4 protein-coding genes and 1 pseudogene are annotated in these 4,529 nt (G+C 28.1%); all 5 read right to left on the bottom strand.

Annotation, left to right across the window (positions count from 1 at the left end; translation table 4 throughout):
* Positions 1 to 6: 6 nt before the first annotated feature.
* The 5 genes and pseudogenes from EHV01_RS03470 to EHV01_RS03450 all read right to left on the bottom strand — a co-directional run bounded on the left by EHV01_RS03470 (position 7) and on the right by EHV01_RS03450 (position 3,594).
* A complete protein-coding gene (locus tag EHV01_RS03470; RefSeq protein ID WP_422066216.1) occupies positions 7 to 285 on the bottom strand; it encodes a hypothetical protein in 279 nt (92 codons plus the stop codon).
* 36 nt (positions 286 to 321) lie between these two features.
* Positions 322 to 705, bottom strand: a complete 384-nt coding sequence (locus tag EHV01_RS03465) for a hypothetical protein (protein WP_422066215.1) — start codon at positions 703 to 705, stop codon at positions 322 to 324.
* A 122-nt stretch (positions 706 to 827) separates the two neighbouring features.
* Positions 828 to 1,052 (bottom strand): heavy-metal-associated domain-containing protein, encoded by a 225-nt coding sequence (locus EHV01_RS03460; protein ID WP_400249253.1) that lies wholly within the window; start codon positions 1,050 to 1,052, stop codon positions 828 to 830.
* Between the two features lie 73 nt (positions 1,053 to 1,125).
* Positions 1,126 to 2,369 (bottom strand): annotated as a pseudogene (locus EHV01_RS03455) (replication-associated recombination protein A).
* 184 nt (positions 2,370 to 2,553) lie between these two features.
* Positions 2,554 to 3,594: a rod shape-determining protein gene (locus EHV01_RS03450; protein ID WP_422066214.1), complete on the bottom strand. Its 1,041-nt coding sequence runs from the start codon at positions 3,592 to 3,594 to the stop codon at positions 2,554 to 2,556.
* Positions 3,595 to 4,529 lie beyond the last annotated feature (935 nt).

Raw genomic sequence — 4,529 nt, 5'->3', positions numbered from 1 at the left:
AAAAATTTAAAGCAAAATCATAATCTTACACAAAATTAGTTTTCAAATTGTCATATTGATGATTTTTTTTATTTCATCAAGAGTTTTCGACAAAATTAAAGAAATATTTGCTAAAACAGTATCAGCACCAACTTTTTTTGCTTGACAATAAAATGGTTCACCCATATTGACGGTTCCACCAATTACCTCTTCACCAATGTATTTTTCAATAATATTACTTTCGCCAGTTAACATTGCTTCATTTAAATATGCAATCCCTTTTGTAACAACTCCATCAACTGGAATTTTTTCCCCTTTTTTGATTAATAAAAGATCATTAACTTAAACATCTTTAATATTAATAACATCAATGGTTTGGTTCTTCCCTACACGGTTAGCGTGCTCAACTTGCAACGAAATAACGCTTTCAATTCCCATTGTTACTTTTCGTTGCACTCTTGTATTAATTAGATTACCTAATAACATAATAGTAATAATTGTTCCAGCAGTTTCAAATAATAACATATAATGACTACGTGATGCAATTAAATAAATACTATAACTATATGAAATTAATGTTCCCAAACCAATTAACGTATTCATTCCTAATAAATGCCAGCGAAATATTTCATTAAACATATTAATATAATAATGACGGCCACAATAAAATAAAATAACACTAGCAAATGTTAATTGTAATCATTCATTATGGAGCAGTCCTAACATGGTATCATTCCCAATAATAAAGGAATATCTAAAATTATTGCAATAATTAATTCATACAGATCTCGAATTTGCCGTTTTGTTAACTTTGCTTTTTGTTGCTTTTTCATTAAATAATAACCATCTTATAACTGTTTTGTTTCAATTTCATCAAAATCATAACCGGCTTTTTTAATCTGGTGAAAAATTGTTTCTTTATCTAAAGTTGTTTCATCATAAGTAATTTTAACAGTTCTTGTTACAATCCCAATTTGAAACTTAATTTGTGGAATTTTTGTTAACTTTTTTTCAATTGCCATCGCACAACTACTACATGTTAATTCTGGTACATGAATTTTTACGACTGTCATTTCTCTCATCCCTATTTCTTTAATTTTATTCTAGCACTAACAAAAAATAAACCAAGTAGTTCTTTCAAAAGTTCTACTTGCCTTTTTTTGTAAACCGTTCATATAACTCATTAATTCGTTTTTCATATACACTATGTAATTTTGGTTGATAATAAACTATACCGCGCATTTCCTTTGGCAGGTATTGTTGCGCAACATAATCATTTGGAAAATCATGCGGATATTGGTATCCCTGGCCATTTCCTAGTTTTTTTGCTGAAGCATAATTTGTATCCCATAAATGATGCGGGATTGGATAAAGATTACCTTTTAAAACATCTTCATACGCTTGATCTGTTGCTAAATAAGCACTATTTGATTTTTCACTTAAACACATTTCAAAAATTGCTAATCCTAATGGAATTCGTCCCTCTGGTAATCGAATTTGACGAAAACTATCAATTGCTGTTTTGACATGGACCGCAATTGCTGGATTAGCCAAGCCAATATCTTCATAAGCAATAATTAACATTCGACGCAATAATGCTTTGTGATCACCACTTGCTAATAACCGTGCAAAATAGTGTAAAGCTGCGTCAACATCACTACCCCGAATTGACTTTTGCAAGGCTGATTTTAAATCATGATGTTCATCACCTTCTGCAAAATTAATTAAATTAGCCGTTGGAGCAATATTATTAATAATTGTTGTGGTAATTTCTTCTGCAGGATATAAATTTAAACATAATTCTAATATATTAATTGCAATTCGTAAATCACCACCTGCTAATTGACAAATTAATAGTAACGCATCATTAGTAATTGCTAACGGTAATTTTTTCTTTGTAATTATTTTTTATAAGCCAGTTAGCTTTTATCAACAGTAATTCGTTCTAATTTAATAATATTAGCTCGTAATCGTAAAGCTGGATTAATCACAAAATAAGGATTTTCTGTTGTACAAGCAAACATAATTAAGTGTCCATTTTCTAAATACTGCAATAAAATATCTTGCCGATCTTTATTCATTCGATGTACTTCTTCCACAATAATAATAAATCGTTCAAAATTTGCTGCTTGCTTAATAATTTTTTCTAAATCTTGTTTTTTATCAATTTCAGCATTAAAAATTGCATACTCAAGTTGTAAATCATTGGCTAATGCTCGAGCAATACTACTCTTTCCAACGCCCGGATCACCATAAAAAATTAATGAACTTGCATAATTATATTTCAACATTCGTGAAATAACACCATTGTGATCATTAATAAGGTGGCTTTGCCCAATGATATCAGTTATTGTGGTTGGTCGTAAGACAAATGCTAATGGTTCAAACATTTTTTCGCTCCTAAGTATTTTTTTACATCATAACATAAAAAAACTGATAATTATCAGTTTTATAATAAACCAATGCTAACCTTGGCAATATTATTGGTTTTGATTTTAATTCATAGTTGCTCTATGCTGACCATATTTGCTATTTTGATATGCTCGTTAATTCTTATAGCAACTTGTAAAATTCTTAATAATCTAATTTTTTTGTTTTCTGATGTTCTTGGCGAATAATATCATAAATATCTGATTCAAATTTTTTTGTTCCATTAATAACTGCTAATAATGGTTGTTCACCAATTTTGGCTGGTAATTGTAATGTGTCTTCAAAGTAGTGATCAATTCCTTTGATTAAACCACCACCACCACAAATGGTAATTCCATTGCGGAAAATATCTCCTGCTAATTCTGGCGGTGTTTCTTCTAAGACTTGAACTGCTAAATCAATAATTCGTGATACTGGAACTTTTAAAACTTCCCGGATTTCTTCTGGCGTCAACTCAATTTCTCGTGGTAATCCTGAAACAACATCACGTCCATACACTTTCATTTTTCGTTCATCACCATATTTTGCTAATGAACCAATTTCAATCTTAATCATTTCTGCTGTTTTAATTCCAATTTCTAAACCATATTGAGAACGAACATATTTTAGAATTTCATCATTTAAATAATTTCCAGCAACTTTAACTGATTTTGATAATACAATATCCCCTGAAGCAAGAACCGCAATATCTGTTGTTCCTCCTCCCATATCAATCACTAAATTACCAAAAGGTTTATAAATATCAACCCCACCACCTAACGCAGCCATTTTAACTTCTTCTTCAACAAAAACTTTTGTTGCGCCTAGATTCATCGCAATTTTTCTCAAAGCATTTTTTTCTAATTCGGTAATAACTGATGGACAAGCTAATAACATAATTGAATTAGCTAATTGTTTGGTAACTTTTAGACGATTAAAAATATACTTTAATTGTGCTTCTGTTGCACGAATATCTGTAATAACTCCATCAACCATTGGTCGAACAATTCTAATTGTTTTATTTCCTTTTCCAATCATTTTATATGCTTCATTTCCGACAGCAATAATCCGATTTTCTTTAATTTTATATGCCACAATGGATGGTTCATTATAAACAATTCCACTCCCTGAAATATAAACCAGAGTGTAAGCTGTTCCTAAATCCATTGATACAAAAGTTGGCTTCTTATTATTAAATATGGCCATATCAAATCCTCCTTAATTAATATTATAATCTTTTTTCTTAGTAAAAACAATAAGTATTATTCGTAAACTAGTTAACGTTGGAATAAAGTAAGTATTTTTTTAATAGCCATAAATTTAATGGTTTTATCCCAAAAATAGTAACAAGACTTTGCCTGGATTAGTAACTTTTTTTTGGACATTTTTTAAATAGACTTTTGTTTTCCTAACAGGTGATTAATTTATTTTTTGGATATTCATATAATTCTTTTTGTTATTAACTCTAATTATTTATTGGCAATAGAATGTTTCTTATTTCCATTTTTAACTTATAATCCATAGTCGCATTCTAATTTTTTCATCTTTTAAGTTCTTTGTTATTTTGTTTTTTCATATAAAAAGAACATCTCTTTAATAAAGTTTTAACATAATTTTTATTTTTTATGTCTACTTTATTTTAGATGCTCAAAAGTTGATTTTTGTTTTTTATGTAAATACTTTTTAATTAATAAACGAGGGAGAATAATCTCTATGGTACTTGCTACGCTGTCTTAAATGTAAATGATAGATTATAACTTGAACCATTAAAATTAATTTTCACTGCTAATGAAACATTTTTGTTTTCCTCAAAATATTCTTTTTTAATATTTATTTCTTCATCTAAATATTTTGCTTTATCTTCATCGGAAGTAATTAATTTTTCTTTAATACCAGTTAAGAATAAAGTTTCTAAACTTGTATTTTTAATTTTATCAATATCATATTTTTTAMTTCAACATRTTCATTAGACTTCTTGCATAACCTAGTTATTTTAAAATTCCTATAAAATATATTTAAAATAGAAATTATAGGAATCTAAAATTATGAAATTTGATAAATTTGATTTTATTAATGATAAAGAATTATTCCGATTAACAGGAATAAAACAAGCCACTTTTAATAAAATGTTAGATATTTTA

The sequence above is a fragment of the Spiroplasma sp. hy2 genome (assembly GCF_044714365.1).
Lineage (GTDB): Bacteria > Bacillota_I > Bacilli_A > Mycoplasmatales > Mycoplasmataceae > Spiroplasma > Spiroplasma phoeniceum.
This window is presented reverse-complemented; position numbering and strand designations above follow the sequence as displayed.